We start from the raw sequence: 16892 nt of genomic DNA, 5'->3' as shown, positions 1-16892 counted from the left end.
GAAAGCGTCCGCATGGAGCGGAATCAACTTTGTTCGGATATTATTACTAGATTCTTTATTATGAAATTGACTCAAATAAATAGTGAGACGGCCTGTTCATTCAGGTCTGTCTCTCTCCATGTTTGAGAACTAGTCTTGCATATGGAGAGGGCTGGAAGAAAGGATGAAACCCATGACAACGATATTAAAAACCGAAAACTTAACCATTCGTTTTGGTGGACATACAGCTGTTGATCACATTAATTTCGAAATGACTGAAAATCAATTTAAATCAATTATTGGACCTAACGGAGCTGGGAAGACAACGTTCTTTAATTTAATTAGTGGAGAATTAAAACCATCAGAAGGAAAAGTTTATTTCAAAGGTGAAGATATGTCCCGTTTTTCATCTGTTGATCGGACACGTAAAGGACTGGGACGTTCCTTTCAAATTACGAATGTGTTTCCTAATTTAACCGTACTCGAAAATGTTCGTTTAGCCGTACAGTCCAAAGAAAAAATTCGCTATCAGATGATTCGTCATATTTCAGGATACCCATCTCTAATTCAAAAAGCTGAAGAGTTGCTAGGACTTGTTTTACTCCATACAAAAAAACATGTAGTTGCAAGTCAATTATCTCATGGTGAAAAACGTAAACTTGAGATTGCGATGTTACTAGCTTTAGATACGGAAGTATTATTGTTAGATGAACCGACCGCAGGTATGTCACTTGAAGAAGTACCCGCGATATTAGAAGTCATTAGAAAAATAAAGGAAAAAGGAAACAAAACAATTCTATTAATTGAACACAAAATGGATATGATTTTAGATTTATCTGACTCTATCATGGTGTTGTTTAATGGCAAGCTTTTAGCTGACGGAACTCCTACAGAAATTATGCAAAATGAAATGGTACAAAATGCTTACCTAGGAGGCTTATACGATGAACACAATGCTAAAAGTTGAAGGGGTTCACACTTATATCGGACAATATCATATTTTACAAGGCGTAAATTTTGAAGCAAAGGAAGGAGAAGTCAGTGTATTACTTGGTCGTAATGGAGCAGGAAAAACAACCACACTTAAAACAATATTAGGTTTAACACCTGCTACGAAAGGATGCATTACGTTTAAGGGACAAGAGATTACAAAAAAACCAACTCATGTAATTGCGAATAGTGGGATTGGCTATGTTCCAGAAGATCAAGGCATTTTTGCAACATTGACCGTTGAAGAAAATATGAAAGTGGCTATGCGCAATGAAGATGAAGTAACCATGCGAAAGCAGGACTATGTATTAGATTTATTTCCAGACTTAAAAACATTCTGGAAAAAAGACGGTGGTCTTTTATCAGGCGGTCAAAAACAAATGCTAGCTATGGCACGTGCCTTTGTAGGCAATAGTCAACTTCTCCTTATAGATGAACCATCAAAAGGTCTTGCACCTATTGTGATAGAAAAAGTGATGGAAGCCATTATTGATATGAAAAAACAAACAACCATCGTATTGGTCGAACAAAATTTCATGATGGCAAGCCGAATTGGTGATACATACACACTCTTAGATGATGGTGAAACTGTCCATTCGGGAATGATGCAAGATTTAATACAAGATGAACAAATAAAGCGTAAATATTTAGGGATAGGATAAGGAGGAACAGTCATGGAACTACTCTTGAATTTGACCATAAATGGGCTAGCCACGGGTATGTTAATCTTCCTTTTAGCTGCTGGCTTAACGTTGATATTTGGTTTGATGGACGTACTTAACTTTGCACATGGTGGATTATTTGCGTGGGGTGCCTATTCTTCGGTTTGGTTTTATTCACTTACGGAAAGCTTTGTAATAGCCATTTTAGGTGCCATATTAACCGGGATAATCCTCGGATTCATTACCGAAAAGCTAATAATCAAGCCTGTTTATGGCAATCACGTCCAACAAATATTAATAACATTAGGTTTTATGCTCGTGTTAACTGAAATGTTAAAAGTGGTGTTTGGTCCAAATCAAATTGCTGCTAAAACTCCACCTTACTTTGTTGGTAGCTGGGAATTTGGGGATGTAATTATAATTAAATACCGTGTGTTCATTATCATTGTAGGCTTCCTTGTTTTCGGTATTTTTCAATACATTCTTAAGAAAACGAAAATTGGTTTAATTGTTCGTGCAGGTGTTATGAATAAGGAAATGGTTAAAACACTCGGTATTAATATAAATAATGTATTTCTATACGTATTTATTGCTGGAGCAGTTTTGGCATCTCTTGGTGGTGCTTTGATGGCACCGTATTCTGGTGTTATATATGCAGAAATGGGCATGGAATTTGCCATCTTAGGTTTCATTGTAGTAGTAATCGGTGGAATGGGAAGTTTTCCTGGATCATTGTTAGCAGCTGTTTTAGTTGGCTTGACAGGAAGCTATATGGCTTACTATGTTCCTTCTCTTTCGTTAGCAGTAAATATGATGATTATGGCAATCGTATTAATTTTCCGTCCGCAAGGATTATTTAGAGTAAAGGGGTGAAGTGATGACTACAAAATACCAATGGAACAATATTTTCCTGACCATCATTGTCATTGTGTTGTTTATCTTCCCTTTTGTTACAGACTCAAGGACATGGACAATACTTTTAACACAGATTTTCATTTTTTCGATTCTCGCAATGAGTTATGATATTTTACTAGGTTATACGGGTATTGTTTCTTTTGGGCACGCGATGTTTTTTGGAATTGGTGCATATACCACAGCCGTAATGTTAGACCGCGTAGAACCAACTGTAGGTGTTTTTATATTATCAATTGCTACAGGTATGGTCATTGCAGGTATTATCAGCTTTATCGTGGGGTTATTGACTTTACGCTTAAAGAGTCATTTCTACGCCATGTTAACGCTTGCTCTATCTGGATTATTTTTAGTTCTGGCTGAAAAATGGCGTAGTTTAACTTCAGGAAATGACGGTTTTACATTTCGTGCACCTGAAGTTTTTAAAGATCGTATGGTTTTCTATCTAGTCGTCTTAGTGTGTTTAGTTGTGGTCTATATTTTGCTCCGACGATTTGTTCAATCTCCACTTGGGCACGTATTAGTAGCTGTTCGTGAAAATGAACAACGAACCAAATCATTAGGTTACAAAGTACTTCATTACAAAGTAATTGCATCGATTGTCGCTGGTGTTGTTGCGAGTTTAGCAGGGGCACTCTACGCAATAAGTTTGCGATTTGTTAATACCAGCGTCTTGACGATGGATATTACATTAGATGCCTTATTAATGACAATCATTGGAGGTGTTGGCACACTCATTGGACCTATAATAGGTGCTGGGGTAATAGAGTTATCCCAACACTACTTGTCAGGTCTTGCGAAGGACTATCCAATTTTTGAACGTTGGATTATTTTCTTTGGAATTCTCTATATATTAGCGGTAATCTTCTTTCCATCAGGTATTGTTGGAACGATACGACAAGCTTTTCATAAAAGGAAAAAACCACGTGTAGTAGAAGAAAAACCATCGAATTCGAAGGGGGAATCATAATGCATATTGGAATCGTTAGTACTGGTGTGTACATCCCTTCTCAATTTATGTCCGCCGAAGAAATTGCAACCTCCTCTGGAGTACCCTTACAGGTTGTCAAAGAGAAAATGGGGATTACCAAAAAACCCATTCCTGGACCAAATGATCATACCGTACAAATGGCAATATGGGCAGCTCAAAACGCACTTGAAAGAGGTCAGATTGACCCGAAATCTATCGATTGTATCATTTACATTGGTGAAGAGCATAAAGAATATCCATTATGGACTGCGGCAATTAAGATACAAGAAGAAATTGGTGCTTTTCATGCATGGAGTTTTGATATCTCACTAAGATGTAGTACGACGATTTTAGCTTTAAAATTAGCGAAGAGTTTAATGTTATCCGACGATTCAATAAAGACTGTCCTGTTAGCAGGTGGTTATAGAAATGGAGACTTTATTGATTATTCAAATGACAGAACACGATTTATGTTTAATCTGGGTGCAGGTGGAGCAGCAATGATTTTACACAAAAATCATGATGCAAATATTGTCCTTGAATCAGACATAATGACTGATGGATCGTTTTCTGAAGATGTTGTGGTTCCAGTAGGGGGTACAAAAACACCCTTAACAGCAGAGTTATTAGCGACAGGGGCATATAGACTTGATGTGTTAGATCCGGATGGTATGAAAAAGCGTCTGGAACAAAAATCTATGCAGAACTTTTTACAAGTTATTAGACATTCTTTGGCGAAGAGCGGGTATTCAGAACAAGATATTTCGTATCTATCGATTCTTCACATGAAAAAATCAGCACATGATTTCGTGTTACATGAACTTGGGTTATCGGAAAATCAGTCCATTTACTTACATGAATACGGCCATATTGGTCAAATGGATCAAATCATTTCTTTGCAGCTTGCAGAACAACAAGGAAAACTGAAACAAGGAGACATTGTAGTATTAGTTAGTGCGGGTATCGGCTATGCCTGGGGAGCCACAACAATAAATTGGGGTTCAAGATAAGGAGGAAATATACATGGCAATGCAAAAAGTGTTACTAGATAACGGGGAAACTATTTCTTATCGTGAGCGGGATGGTGGAGAACAAGTGGTTATACTCGTTCATGGAAATATGACATCATCTAAGCATTGGGATATCTTGATAGATGATATAGATTCCAAATATAAATTGTATGCACCCGACCTAAGAGGTTTTGGAGAATCGAGTTATCATACTCGTATTCAAGGAATTGCTGACTTTACTCATGATTTAAAAGGGTTTGTAGAAAAATTAGGGCTTAATACATTTCATTTAGTAGGCTGGTCAACTGGTGGTGCAATTTGTATGCAATTCGTTGCCGAGTTTCCCGGTCGGTGCCAAAAACTTGTCCTTTTGGCATCTGCGTCAACTCGTGGGTATCCATTCTATGGAACGAATGAGGACGGGACGCCCGACTTGCTAACACGTTTGCAAACTATTGAAGATGTAGAAAGTGATGCAGGAAAAACACAAGCTATTCAAGGTTTATATGATACAAACAACCGAGACGGATTAAAATCTGTGTGGAATGCGTTAATCTACACTCATAAACAACCAAATGAAACAAAATACGAAGAATATGTAACGGATATGTTAACGCAACGGAATTTAGCGGATGTCTATTATTCTTTAAATAGTTTTAATATAAGCGGGATCCATAATGGGTTAATTGAAGGATCGAACATGGCGGAAAATATCTCAATCCCGGTATTAGTGTTAAGAGGAGATCGTGATTATGTGATTACTGAACAAATGACACTCGAAATAGTTGAAGACCTTGGAGATATCGTGACATATATTCCGTTAACAAATGCAGGCCACTCACCGCTTATCGATGATTTACCACAATTAACAAAACATATTGAAGAATTTTTAAGATAGGGGGTCTTTCTTTGCGTTTAAAAAATAATGTTGCCATTATCACTGGTGGTGCAAATGGAATTGGATATGCAGCAGTGGAACGTTTTGCGGAAGAAGGAGCTCAAGTCATTATTGCTGATTATGATGAAGTTAAAGGGATAGCAGCTGCTAGTCATTTAAATGAACAGGGATATGACGTCACGTTTATACAAGTAAATGTTGCGGATCGTGAAAGTGTACAGACATTAATTGATCATTCCATTGAAAGGTATGGAGGGATTGATATTTTAGTTAATAATGCCGGAATAACAAGAGATGCGATATTTAGTAAAATGGATCCTGCCGATTTCCAACAAGTCTTAGATGTCAATTTAAATGGAGTCTTTTACTGTACGCAAAGTGTACTTCCCCACTTAATCGAAAAAGGAAAAGGGAAGATAATTAACACTTCTTCCGTAAGTGGTGTCTATGGAAATTTTGGTCAAACGAATTATGCAGCCTCTAAAGCAGCAGTAATTGGGATGACTAAATCATTGGCAAAGGAAATAGGTCGAAAAGGAATCAATGTAAACGCGGTTGCTCCAGGATTTACACGGACTGCTATGGTGGATAAAATGCCAGACAATATCATTGAGAAAATGACATTAACTATTGCTTTGCAACGATTAGCTACACCAAAAGATATAGCAAATGCCTATCTATTTCTAGCCTCATCAGAATCGGATTATGTACACGGTCATGTACTTCATGTTGATGGCGGAATAATGATGTAAAAAAAGGAAGGAAGGGAACCAATGTATAACGATCAAACCTGGTTTTTAAAACGTGCAAAAATGGCCCCTTCTAACTTAGCCTGTATCGATATAGATAGTGGTCAACAATGGACCTATGCTCAATTCGTAAAATTAATTCAAGAGTGGGTCCATCGATTATCACTTGAAAAGTTAAAGCCAGGTGATCGAGTTGCGATTCTAGCTGCCAATCACCCCGAGTTACTTGCCATTTTATTTGCATGTGGATTGAAAGGATATATATACGTACCCTTAAATTTCAGGTTAAGTCCTATCGAACTTATAGAAATTATCACTAATTGTGAACCAGCCATTCTAATAACCGATCATTCTTATGAAGTGCTGTCATCATCATTAAGTATTAAAAGAATAATAAACCGTGAAGTACATATATCACTTACTGTTGAGGCAATCGAAGTAACTTCTGTTTCGGCAGATGAGCCATGGATGATAATTTACACAGGCGGTACCACAGGTAAACCTAAAGGAGTACAACTTTCATATAACAACGTAAATTGGAATGCACTGAATACGATTGTGAGCTGGGGACTTTCTGATACAGATTGCACGGTTACGTATATGCCTTTATTTCATACGGGTGGTCTGAATGCATTGTCAATTCCTATCTTAATGGCTGGTGGTACAGTAGTCATAGGTGATCGTTTTGATGGAGATCAAGCGCTAGAAGAAATACTTACACGTAAAGCGACAATTTCATTGTTTGTACCAACAATGTATCAAGTGATGACGCAAACTGAGAAATTTAAAAATAGTGATTTTCCAGATGTGAGATTTTTTTTATCTGGAGGTGCTCCTTGTCCTATTACTATCTATGAACAATTCGAAAAAAAAGGATTACCTTTTAAAGAAGGATATGGTCTTTCAGAAGCGGGACCCAATAATTTTGTGATTGATGCAAATGTTGCAAAGATTAAGAGAGGTTCAGTAGGTAAGAATATGCAGTTAGTGGATACGGAAATTGTTTCTGAAATGAATCAACCTGTAGCCATTAATGAGGTGGGGGAACTGTGGATCCGAGGTAAACATGTTTTTACAGGCTATTGGCAAAATGAAAAAGAAACAGAGGATGTCATGCATGACGAATGGTTAAAAACTGGCGATTTAGCCAAAATGGATGCTGATGGTGATTATTACATTGTAGGACGAAAGAAAGACATGATATTAACGGGTGGGGAAAATGTGTATCCTCAAGAAATTGAGCATTGCCTCATTCAACATAGGATGATTAAAGAAGCGGCTGTTATTGGGATTCCTGATGTGAAATGGGGAGAAGCAGTTACTGCATTTGTATCACTTACAGATCCGGATTGTTTTTCGGAAAAACAATTGATTGAACATTGTCGGAATTTTTTAGCTGGCTTTAAAGTCCCCAAAACTTTTGTTATTTTAGAAGAATTACCTAAAACCCATGTTGGAAAGATAAATAAAAAGCAATTAATATACTTAAAACCTTAGGAGAAAGATTTCTCTTAAGGTTTTTTTGACTATATTCAGGAGTAATGTCATTTCAATTATGAAATTTAATAGAATTTTTTGTATAATGTAATTTGAGGTGACTAAATTATGTTTGTTAGTGAAAAAGAAATTGAAATTCGTTATGCCGAAACAGATCAAATGGGTGTTGTCTATCATGCCAATTATTTAGTATGGATGGAGATTGGTCGCACACAATTAATAAAAGATCTAGGATTCACGTATGCGGGATTAGAACAAGAAGGCTACATATCTCCTGTTACGGATTTGACGATTAAATATAAAGCATCGATGAAATACGGCCAGAAAGCAATTGTTCGAACCTGGGTAGAATCTCATGGCAAACTCCGGACTACATATGGATATGAAATATTACACACCGACGGGACCGTAGCGTCAACAGCTAAGTCTGAACATGTAGTGGTGAAAAAAGAAAATTTTCGTCCTGTGTCACTAAGAAAAGTGGACGCTGAATGGGATGCTAAATATACGGAAATTGCAAGGGTAAAAATCTAATGGCTTTTGGAATAAAACGTACAGAATTAGAATCTTGGAAAAAGGCAGTCGGTAGGGGGGAAATTGCTTTTCTGACTCATTATTGGTTAGATGAACGATTCCCTGGATGTAGAACGGTTACGAAAGTTGGTTGTTCAGATATTGATAGATTGATTAGGTGGGGAAATCAATATGGATTAAAACCCGAGTGGATTGATTATAAAAAAGACTATCCACATTTCGATTTATTTGGACATTTTCAAGAAACAATCATGCAAAAGGAAGGTATGATGGATCAATTGCAACGATTTTCACAAAAATAAAACCCACTTATGAGTAAATACTCTAAGTGGATTATTTTTGATATGAATATGTGAGTTCATTTATTTTAGTGTCGACGTTTACGTGTAAATCATGTCCATCAAAATACCATAAATCTCGCTCTTCAATATAGAAATGAATACGATCTTCTATTTGTTCTACTGAAAGATCCAATGGTTGTTCTTTCGTAACACCTAGTGAAAACGCATCGTGCAATTGGCTTGACCCTCCATAGCGAGCATAAAAATGAATATATTCTCCTGACTTTGTTTCCATTTCTTCCTTAAACCAGTTCATTGCTTCTTCAGATATAACAATTTTCACGTGAACTTCCGCCTTTCGTGTTATTTAATCTTACATCCACTTTACTTTTGGCTCAGTTCCTGCTTTTATTCGGGCAATGTTTGTGCGATGACGATATAAAATAAATGACGATAATAAAACGATAACGATTAATAAAGGTATATCAACTTTATAGAAGAAGTTATATAGCAAGGTATAAGTGAGTGCGATTACACCTAGAACCATTGATGTAAGAGAAACCATTTTTGATATTTTTAACACAATAAAGAAGGAGACTAGCATTAAAACGAATATAGGCCAATGATATGCTAAGAGAACGCCACCAGAGGTCGCCACGGCTTTACCACCCTTGAAGTTAGCAAAGACTGGGAACATATGACCAATGACTGAGACAACCCCTAAAATGAGCGGGTGAATGCCCGTATCAACAAAGAAAGGAAGCAACGGTAACAATGTTGCAACTGTTCCTTTTAAAATGTCCAAAATCGAAACGATTAAACCTGCTTTCATACCTAAAGTTCGAAATGTATTTGTTGCACCTAAATTTCCACTACCTAGTTTTCTAATATCTGTTTTATAAAAAAGTTTTCCAATCCATAATGCTGAAGGAATTGATCCTAGCAAATAAGCTAATAATAATAGAATAACTGTGCTCATAATAGTGCCCCTTTAAATTTAGTACGTACTCTTAATATGTACAACTAGTTTATCATTTGTCTGAACCTGTCACAACCAACATTAAAGCTTTACGAGAACTTTAATATAATAAATATTTCACTTGAAAATCCTGTAATAAAGAACTAGACTCATTGCAAAGGTGACTTTCATTCTATACAATGAGTACATCTGTTTGTTTTTTGGAGGAGAACGATTTGACGAAAAATCAATCATTAACATCATATAATGACGATGCAATTCAAGTACTCGAAGGACTAGAAGCTGTTCGAAAACGTCCAGGGATGTATATCGGTTCAACAGATGCTAGAGGTTTACATCATCTAGTATACGAAATTGTTGATAACTCAGTGGACGAAACTTTAGCAGGATATGGCAATCATATAGTTGTAAATATTCATGAAGATCAAAGTATCAGTGTTCGAGATTTTGGACGTGGGATGCCTACTGGTATACATAAAACAGGAAAACCAACTCCAGAAGTCATCTTTACTGTACTTCATGCTGGAGGAAAGTTCGGCCAAGGTGGTTATAAAACAAGTGGTGGACTGCACGGTGTTGGAGCGTCAGTTGTCAATGCATTATCATCATTTTTAGAAGTAACGATCCATCGCGATGGGAAGAAATATCGTCAGCGATTTGAAAATGGTGGAAACCCCGTCACCACACTTGAGCATATTGGTACAACAAAAGAATCGGGAACGTCTATTCATTTCTTACCAGACTCGAAGATCTTTTCTGTAACTAAATACAACTATGAAACTATTAGTGAACGATTACGTGAATCAGCTTTTTTATTAAAAGGTTTAAAAATTGAGTTAAATGACTTGCGGAACGGCACGCAAGATGTATTCTTTTACGAAACTGGAATTAAAGCATTCGTCTCTTATTTGAATGAAGAAAAAGATGTCTTACATCCAGTCGCCTATGTAGAAGGTGAACAAGTTGATATTGAAGTAGAATTTGCTTTTCAATTTAATGATGGTTATTCCGAGACAATTTTATCATTTGTAAATAATATAAGAACAAGAGACGGCGGTACGCATGAAACCGGAGCAAAATCTGCACTAACACGTGTCTTTAATGAATATGCTCGGAAAACTAATTTAATAAAAGAAAAAGATAAGAACTTAGAAGGTGCAGATATTCGCGAAGGAATTGCTGCGATAATATCGGTTCGTATACCTGAAGCTATTCTTCAATTTGAAGGACAAACGAAGAGTAAATTAGGAACTAGTGAAGCGAGAACTATTGTTGATGCTGTGGTATCTGAGAAACTTCTGTATGTATTAGAAGAAAATGCGGAGTTAAGTGCTTCACTTGTACGTAAAGCGATTCGTGCTCAACAAGCACGGGAAGCCGCTCGTAAAGCGCGTGAAGAAGCACGAAGCGGAAAGAAATCTAAAAAAGCAAGTTCGATACTATCTGGTAAGTTAACACCAGCACAATCGCGTAACGCTGCAAAAAACGAACTTTATTTGGTAGAGGGAGATTCTGCTGGTGGTTCTGCAAAACAAGGACGTGACCGTACTTTCCAAGCAATCTTGCCTTTACGAGGAAAAGTCATCAATACAGAAAAAGCGAAACTGGCAGATATTTTGAAAAACGAAGAAATCTCGACCATCATCCATGCAATTGGTGGGGGAGTTGGTGCAGATTTTTCCGTACCAGATATAGCCTACGATAAAATAGTAATCATGACAGATGCAGATACTGATGGGGCACATATTCAAGTTTTACTTTTAACATTCTTTTATCGATATATGAAACCTTTGATAGAAGCTGGAAAAGTTTATATAGCGTTGCCGCCTCTATACAAAGTATATAAGGGTGTAGGAAAGAAAGAAGTACTAATTTATGCCTGGACAGAAGCCGAGTTAGAAGCCGCAATTATTAAAATTGGCAAAGGTTACTTGATTCAACGATATAAAGGTTTAGGTGAAATGAATGCCATACAATTATGGGAAACAACGATGAATCCTGATACAAGAACGTTAATTCGAGTAGAGATTGATGATGATGCTCGCGCTGAAAGACGTATTACAACTTTAATGGGTGACAAAGTAGAACCTAGAAGACGTTGGATAGAAGCAAATGTTAATTTTGGATTAGATGAGGACACCAATATTCTAGAGAATGAACTCATCCATGCCGAGGGGGATTCAGAATGACACAAATCGAACGTTATCAAGATCTGCCATTAGAAGAAGTCATCGGTGACCGATTTGGCCGTTATAGTAAATATATTATTCAAGATAGAGCTTTACCAGATGCGCGAGATGGCTTAAAACCGGTTCAACGTAGAATTTTATATGCGATGTTCCATGAAGGTAATACTAATGAAAAACCATTTCGTAAATCGGCTAAAACAGTAGGTAATGTAATTGGTAATTATCATCCTCATGGTGATAGTTCCGTTTATGAAGCTATGGTGCGTATGAGTCAAGATTGGAAAGTACGCCATATGTTGATTGAAATGCACGGGAACAACGGATCTGTAGATGGAGATCCACCAGCTGCCATGCGTTATACAGAAGCTCGTTTGTCTGCTATTTCTGGTGAAATGTTGCGAGACTTACAGAAACAAACAGTTGATATGGTGCAAACCTTTGACGACTCAGAATTAGAACCTACAGTATTGCCTGCGCGTTTCCCAAACCTATTAGTTAACGGTGCAACGGGTATATCAGCAGGGTATGCAACAGATATGCCACCTCATGCACTGCATGAAGTGTTAGATGCCGTATTAATGAGAATGGATAATCCTGAATCTTCTATAGAAGATTTAATGACGGTATTAAAAGGACCTGATTTTCCTACAGGTGGTATTATTCAAGGGATTGATGGGATCAAAAAAGCATATGAAACTGGTAGAGGGAAAATTGTTGTTCGCTCAAAGGCTGATATTGAACCCCTTAAAGGTGGTAAACAACAAATTGTTATCACTGAGATTCCTTATGAAGTAAATAAGTCTGTTCTAATCAGAAAAATCGATGACCAACGTTTAGATAAGCGCTTAGATGGTATTGCAGATGTCAGAGATGAGTCTGACCGAACTGGTTTACGAATCGTAATTGAATTGAAAAAAGAAGTAGATGCAAAAGGCATTCTTCAGTTTTTATTCAAAAACACAGATTTGCAAATTGCTTACAATTTTAATATGATTGCCATTCATAATCGTCGTCCAACAATGATGACACTTCCAGTATTACTAGATGCCTATATTGGACATCAAAAAGATGTTGTAACAAGACGTTCTGAATTCGATTTACAAAAAGCAAAGGATCGTATTCATATAGTAGAAGGGTTAATGAAAGCTTTATCTATTTTGGATGAGGTCATTAAAACCATTCGTGGATCTCAGGACAAGCGTGATGCGAAAAATAATTTAATACGTGAATTTTCTTTTACTGAACCGCAAGCAGAAGCGATTGTGTCTCTTCAACTTTATAGGCTTACAAACACAGATATTACAGATTTAAGAAATGAAGAGGCAGCTCTTCAAAAAACAATTACTGAATTATTAGGGATTCTAAATAATGAATCTGTTTTAATTAAAGTCATTCAGCAAGAGATGCAAGCTATTCGCAAGCAATTTGCCGAGCCTCGGAGATCAATCATTGAAAATGAAATAGAAGAAATAAAATTAACTCTTGATGTCTTAATTCCAAGTGAAGAAGTCGTTGTCACTGTGACACAAGACGGATATGTTAAACGAACAAGTACGCGTTCATATGGAGCTTCAAACGGTAAAGACTTCGCAATGAAAGAGTCAGATTATCTATTATTCGAGTCCGTGATGAATACTCAACACCATATACTATTATTTACAAACTTAGGGAATTATATTTATCAACCGATACATGAACTACCTGATATCCGTTGGAAGGACTTAGGTCAACATGTTTCAAGTATTGTATCACTTGACTCAAATGAGTCGATTATCAAAGCAGTTCCAATTGATAACTTTGCTGAGACTAGTTATATCTTAGCCATTTCTAAATTGGGTCAGATTAAGCGTTCAACCCTTGCAGACTATCAAGTTCAAAGGTATTCTCGCGCATTAAATGCGATGAATTTAAAAAAGGGCGACCAACTAATATCTATTAATTTGGTAACTGAATCAGATGATGTCATTATTGTGACTCGTAATGGCTATGCCGTGAGATTTAGTGTACAAGAAGCCCCAGTAGCTGGTGTTAAAACAGGTGGCGTCAAAGCAATCAACTTAAAAGATGAAGATGTTGTGGTAAATGCAAATACCGTAGCAGAAAATGTTCGTGGAGATATATTCTTTGTAACACATCGTGGTGCCGTGAAAAAAATGGCGTTAAAAGAATTTGAGCAAAGTACTCGAGCTAAAAGAGGTGTTGCTATTTTACGTGAACTTAAATCAAATGCTCACAGAGTAAGTGGTGTATTGTTTGTAGAAGATAGCGATCAAGTAATTATCGAAACGGCAAAAGGCGTTCGTGAACTGGTTGATACGAAATCAATTCGAGGATCAGACCGTTTTTCAAATGGTTCATTCGTTGTTGATACTGACAAAGATGGAGCTGTCGAACGACTATGGAAAGTATTGAAGAAGACTGAGGTTAGTAAGAAATCTTGAAAGGGTATAACATTGGAGCAAATATAATTTCCTTTGTTATATAAAGTGAATACTATGTGGAAAAATCGTAATGTCTGGATTATTCTAGTAGGTGAATTGATAGCAGGCCTTGGTTTGTGGTCAGGAATCATAGGGAATTTGGAATTTATGCAAGAACGAATCCCATCCGATTTCATAAAATCAGTCATCATGGCCATAGGTTTACTAGCCGGTATTTTATTCGGACCTCTTGCAGGTAAAGTTATTGATCAATCGAAGAAAAAAACAGTATTATTAATATCTGGATTTGGAAGAATGATTAGCGTTAGTTTTATGTTGGTTGCAATTGAAACTGGCTCTATTTGGTGGATGGTTGCATTTATGATCAGTATTCAAATATCGGCTGCATTTTATTTTCCAGCGTTGCAAGCAACGATTCCTCTAGTCGTTAAAGATGAACAGTTGCTACAAATGAATGGTTGGCATATGAATGTGGCCACTATGGCGCGTGTCATTGGAACAGCGCTTGCTGGTGTTGTGTTAGTGTATTGGTCATTAGAATCACTTTATTATATGTCAATCATTGCATATGTTGGTTTACTTATCTTTACGTATATGCTGCGTATAGATGAGGAAGAGGGAACAGAGGCACTAGTAAAAGTTGCTGCACCAGGAAAAGGTGGATTTATGGAAGTGTTTCCAATTTTGAAATCCTATCCTGCGGTCATGATGACATTAGTAATGACATTAATTCCTTTGTTATTTATTGGATCATTTAATTTATTAGTAATCAATATTAGTGAAATGCAAGATTCTGCATCTATAAAAGGAGCAATTTACGCAGCAGAAGGAATTGCTTTTATGTTAGGTACAGTAGTTGTAAGATTTATTGCTAAAAAGTGGAGTACAGGTACAATATTATTCTTTTTTGCTTTTGTCATAGGGTTTGCTGAGTTAATATTAATATTTGCTGCCAATCCATTTTTATCACTTACAGCATTTGCAGTTTTTGGTTTCTCAGTGGGATGTTTTTTCCCAACAGCCATGACAATTTTTCAGAAGCAAATGCCAAAAGCTTTCCATGGAAGATTTTTCTCATTCCGAAATATGTTAGAGCGAGTGATCTTCCAAGTGGTTTTGTTAGCAACTGGAGCATTATTGGATTTAATAGGCTTACAATGGATGGTCGTTGTTTTTGGTGTAATCAGTTTAGCATTAACAACCATTTTCTTAATTCAAATGAAGCAAAGAAACATAAAATTAGATACAAATGATCAAATCGCTGAAATTAAGTAAATTTCAGCGATTTTTCTATTTTGTCTCACTGTTTCAAGTATACTTTGTTAATGAGATATAACTTCCTATAATTTATATTATGTCAACTAAAAAATATTTAAAAAAATTAGGAGTAATCACTTCTTTCTTTTTCTTTTTACGTTCTTTAAATTAATAAATAGTACGCTATATTCGATTAAATCATTTAAAAATAAGTGATGATTCTTTGCTAAAATTTTTAAATCATCTAGCAATTGTTTATCAATTGTGGTTTTATACTGAATACGGTCTTTTGGCTTGATAATTCTATGAAATGATATTTCTTTATTAATCATACTATCCAAACCAGTTTCAATTAAATAATTCACATAAGTATTATTTTCTAAAGCTAATGTTCTTAACGTTTCCAATAATGAATGACTAATATTCGTTCTAATTGATATTCTAGAACTTATTGGTGTATGAACTATTTTTCCATCAACAAGTTTCCACATTGGATTTTCTCTACAATCTTTATCTAAATATGGATTTCCAGAATGTTGTGTCATGTATACTCGTTTATGTACTATAAAATCTTCAGTGCCAGCCCATTTATAAATTATCTCTGAAAGACGTAGAAGTTCCGCTTTACCACTTACCCAAATACGATAAATAGGATTGCCAGCCTGACTTTTCTGTTCGGTTATTCCAGACTTTAATTCCCAAGATCGAAATATTGATAATAGCCCTTTAGCAAAGATTTGACTTCCTGATGTTACGTTCATTTGATACCCTTCATGTCCGACCCATCCATCCCCATCAATTACACCTCTAACAAATGAAGAGAGATATTCTTCTGGGATACTTGGAAATGGCAGTGTTAAAGATTTATTTGCAGTGATACCAAATAATTCAAGATCTTTTTTTATTTCTTTAGAATTGATGATTAAAGTTGCTGTAGTTTTAGTTTTTCCAAATGAAGATAACACGTATTCTGCTTCCATATACTTTGCTATTAAACGAAGAATGCGTTCATCTTTTTGAGAGAAATAGACACTATGGAGTTTATTATGCATATGTCCATCAGTTACAAATAAGCCAAGTACCCATGCCATTTCATGAGTCCAAACCTTAAAGAAATTTTCGTTTACTTTATTTTTCCTTGGTTGTCCTGAATGTTGTTCTCTATTCATTTCAACTTCATGCTTATACATCACGTTACGTATGGCCCGACCAGAAAGCCCAACTAGCAATTCCATCTCTTTAAAAGACATATCACATTTGTACATCTTTATAATAGTATCATCTGTCATACCAGGATTTCTAGGCATACTACAACCTCCCCTAACTATCTAAAGAAAAAACTTGTACCTATCCTAATTATCTACTTCTTCATTATACCACACATATGTTCGTATTTATAATATAAGAAAGTCATTATTAATAAAAATTAAGTAAAATAAATCCATACAGTTGGTTAAAAGTTAAATACTTTGTACCTAAAGATCTATATACATTTGCCTATTAACTTGTATTTAATTTAATAGGCTAGTTGTAAAATTAAATGC

Annotated in this window: 16 protein-coding genes; 13 read left to right on the top strand and 3 right to left on the bottom strand. The window is 36.0% G+C overall.

The window, feature by feature from the left end; genetic code table 11:
• Nucleotides 1-172 precede the first annotated feature (172 nt).
• The 10 genes from B371_RS0109150 to B371_RS0109105 all read left to right on the top strand — a co-directional run bounded on the left by B371_RS0109150 (nt 173) and on the right by B371_RS0109105 (nt 8503).
• On the top strand, nt 173-946 hold the full coding sequence (locus tag B371_RS0109150; protein ID WP_019414009.1) for an ABC transporter ATP-binding protein: 774 nt from the start codon (nt 173-175) through the stop codon (nt 944-946).
• Nucleotides 924-1631: an ABC transporter ATP-binding protein gene (locus B371_RS0109145; protein ID WP_019414008.1), complete on the top strand. Its 708-nt coding sequence runs from the start codon at nt 924-926 to the stop codon at nt 1629-1631. The genes B371_RS0109150 and B371_RS0109145 overlap by 23 nt, the downstream gene beginning before the upstream one ends.
• 12 nt (nt 1632-1643) lie before the next feature.
• Nucleotides 1644-2504, top strand: a complete 861-nt coding sequence (locus tag B371_RS0109140) for a branched-chain amino acid ABC transporter permease (protein WP_019414007.1) — start codon at nt 1644-1646, stop codon at nt 2502-2504.
• Between the two features lie 4 nt (nt 2505-2508).
• Nucleotides 2509-3513: a branched-chain amino acid ABC transporter permease gene (locus B371_RS0109135; protein WP_019414006.1), complete on the top strand. Its 1005-nt coding sequence runs from the start codon at nt 2509-2511 to the stop codon at nt 3511-3513.
• On the top strand, nt 3513-4523 hold the full coding sequence (locus tag B371_RS0109130) for a 3-oxoacyl-ACP synthase (RefSeq protein ID WP_019414005.1): 1011 nt from the start codon (nt 3513-3515) through the stop codon (nt 4521-4523). The genes B371_RS0109135 and B371_RS0109130 overlap by 1 nt, the downstream gene beginning before the upstream one ends.
• 13 nt (nt 4524-4536) lie before the next feature.
• Complete coding sequence (locus B371_RS0109125) at nt 4537-5421, top strand: alpha/beta fold hydrolase (protein WP_019414004.1); 885 nt, start codon at nt 4537-4539, stop codon at nt 5419-5421.
• Nucleotides 5422-5432: 11 nt separating this feature from the next.
• Nucleotides 5433-6173, top strand: coding sequence for a 3-oxoacyl-ACP reductase FabG (gene fabG / locus B371_RS0109120; protein WP_019414003.1), 741 nt, complete (start codon nt 5433-5435; stop codon nt 6171-6173).
• 21 nt (nt 6174-6194) lie between these two features.
• Nucleotides 6195-7667: a class I adenylate-forming enzyme family protein gene (locus B371_RS0109115; protein WP_019414002.1), complete on the top strand. Its 1473-nt coding sequence runs from the start codon at nt 6195-6197 to the stop codon at nt 7665-7667.
• Between the two features lie 108 nt (nt 7668-7775).
• The gene (locus B371_RS0109110; RefSeq protein WP_019414001.1) at nt 7776-8201 is read left to right on the top strand and encodes a thioesterase family protein; all 426 of its coding nucleotides are present in this window, start codon (nt 7776-7778) and stop codon (nt 8199-8201) included.
• Nucleotides 8201-8503 carry a hypothetical protein gene (locus B371_RS0109105; RefSeq protein ID WP_019414000.1) on the top strand — a complete coding sequence of 101 codons (303 nt, stop codon included), beginning with the start codon at nt 8201-8203 and terminating at the stop codon, nt 8501-8503. The genes B371_RS0109110 and B371_RS0109105 overlap by 1 nt, the downstream gene beginning before the upstream one ends.
• A gap of 31 nt (nt 8504-8534) precedes the next feature.
• On the opposite strand, the gene B371_RS0109100 is transcribed toward B371_RS0109105, so the two are convergent.
• Together B371_RS0109100 and plsY are read right to left on the bottom strand one after the other, a co-directional pair.
• Nucleotides 8535-8825, bottom strand: a complete 291-nt coding sequence (locus B371_RS0109100; RefSeq protein WP_019413999.1) for a HesB/YadR/YfhF family protein — start codon at nt 8823-8825, stop codon at nt 8535-8537.
• A gap of 30 nt (nt 8826-8855) precedes the next feature.
• A complete protein-coding gene (gene plsY, locus B371_RS0109095) occupies nt 8856-9461 on the bottom strand; it encodes a glycerol-3-phosphate 1-O-acyltransferase PlsY (protein ID WP_019413998.1) in 606 nt (201 codons plus the stop codon).
• A 215-nt stretch (nt 9462-9676) separates the two neighbouring features.
• Between plsY and parE the strand changes: the two genes are divergently transcribed.
• From parE to B371_RS0109080, 3 genes are read left to right on the top strand one after another with little or no spacing between them, the layout of a single operon-like run.
• On the top strand, nt 9677-11650 hold the full coding sequence (parE, locus tag B371_RS0109090; RefSeq protein ID WP_019413997.1) for a DNA topoisomerase IV subunit B: 1974 nt from the start codon (nt 9677-9679) through the stop codon (nt 11648-11650).
• A complete protein-coding gene (gene parC / locus B371_RS0109085) occupies nt 11647-14091 on the top strand; it encodes a DNA topoisomerase IV subunit A (protein WP_019413996.1) in 2445 nt (814 codons plus the stop codon). Before parE ends, parC begins: the two co-directional genes overlap by 4 nt.
• 54 nt (nt 14092-14145) lie before the next feature.
• Nucleotides 14146-15366: an MFS transporter gene (locus B371_RS0109080; protein WP_019413995.1), complete on the top strand. Its 1221-nt coding sequence runs from the start codon at nt 14146-14148 to the stop codon at nt 15364-15366.
• Nucleotides 15367-15482: 116 nt separating this feature from the next.
• On the opposite strand, the gene B371_RS23495 is transcribed toward B371_RS0109080, so the two are convergent.
• The gene (locus B371_RS23495) at nt 15483-16655 is read right to left on the bottom strand and encodes an LAGLIDADG family homing endonuclease (protein ID WP_019413994.1); all 1173 of its coding nucleotides are present in this window, start codon (nt 16653-16655) and stop codon (nt 15483-15485) included.
• Nucleotides 16656-16892 lie beyond the last annotated feature (237 nt).

It is taken from the genome of Paenisporosarcina sp. TG20, assembly GCF_000286315.1.
Taxonomy (GTDB): Bacteria; Bacillota; Bacilli; order Bacillales_A; family Planococcaceae; genus Paenisporosarcina.
Note: the sequence above shows the minus strand (reverse complement) of the source record. Positions and strands in the feature narration are given on the sequence as shown.

Bases quoted from the DNA above. Each gene is read 5' to 3' on its own strand.
- B371_RS23495 (WP_019413994.1), bottom strand. From the start codon at position 16,655: ATGCCTAGAAATCCTGGTATGACAGATGATACTATTATAAAGATGTAC.
- plsY (WP_019413998.1), bottom strand. From the start codon at position 9,461: ATGAGCACAGTTATTCTATTATTATTAGCTTATTTGCTAGGATCAATT.
- B371_RS0109145 (WP_019414008.1), top strand. From the start codon at position 924: ATGAACACAATGCTAAAAGTTGAAGGGGTTCACACTTATATCGGACAA.
- B371_RS0109125 (WP_019414004.1), top strand. From the start codon at position 4,537: ATGGCAATGCAAAAAGTGTTACTAGATAACGGGGAAACTATTTCTTAT.
- B371_RS0109110 (WP_019414001.1), top strand. From the start codon at position 7,776: ATGTTTGTTAGTGAAAAAGAAATTGAAATTCGTTATGCCGAAACAGAT.
- B371_RS0109135 (WP_019414006.1), top strand. From the start codon at position 2,509: ATGACTACAAAATACCAATGGAACAATATTTTCCTGACCATCATTGTC.
- B371_RS0109140 (WP_019414007.1), top strand. From the start codon at position 1,644: ATGGAACTACTCTTGAATTTGACCATAAATGGGCTAGCCACGGGTATG.
- B371_RS0109130 (WP_019414005.1), top strand. From the start codon at position 3,513: ATGCATATTGGAATCGTTAGTACTGGTGTGTACATCCCTTCTCAATTT.
- B371_RS0109105 (WP_019414000.1), top strand. From the start codon at position 8,201: ATGGCTTTTGGAATAAAACGTACAGAATTAGAATCTTGGAAAAAGGCA.
- B371_RS0109115 (WP_019414002.1), top strand. From the start codon at position 6,195: ATGTATAACGATCAAACCTGGTTTTTAAAACGTGCAAAAATGGCCCCT.
- B371_RS0109150 (WP_019414009.1), top strand. From the start codon at position 173: ATGACAACGATATTAAAAACCGAAAACTTAACCATTCGTTTTGGTGGA.
- B371_RS0109080 (WP_019413995.1), top strand. From the start codon at position 14,146: ATGTGGAAAAATCGTAATGTCTGGATTATTCTAGTAGGTGAATTGATA.
- parC (WP_019413996.1), top strand. From the start codon at position 11,647: ATGACACAAATCGAACGTTATCAAGATCTGCCATTAGAAGAAGTCATC.